Genomic DNA, 255 nt, shown 5'->3' with positions numbered 1-255 from the left:
TACTCTCACAGGGACAAAGTCCCAACTACCATTGGCGCTAAAGAGCTTAACTTCCGTGTTCGGTATGGGAACGGGTGTGACCTCTTCGCTATCGCCACCAGACAAGAGATTGCTCTCTCAAAACTAGGTAACAGTTTGCTGAGTAAAGCTTACGCTTTTAAAAGTTTGGTTAAGTCCTCGATCGATTAGTATCAGTCAGCTACACATGTCGCCACGCTTCCACCTCTGACCTATCAACCTGATCATCTTTCAGGG

2 rRNA genes are annotated in these 255 nt (G+C 46.7%); both read right to left on the bottom strand.

Annotated features, from left to right (window positions below):
- A 5S ribosomal RNA gene (gene rrf, locus LJC66_RS27610) occupies window positions 1-102 on the bottom strand; the annotation flags it as partial.
- A gap of 63 nt (window positions 103-165) precedes the next feature.
- Window positions 166-255 (bottom strand): 23S ribosomal RNA (locus LJC66_RS27605); the annotation flags it as partial.

The sequence above is a fragment of the Priestia sp. TSO9 genome (genome assembly GCF_021029645.1).
Taxonomy (GTDB): Bacteria; Bacillota; Bacilli; order Bacillales; family Bacillaceae_H; genus Priestia; species Priestia megaterium_E.
Note: the sequence above shows the minus strand (reverse complement) of the source record. Positions and strands in the feature narration are given on the sequence as shown.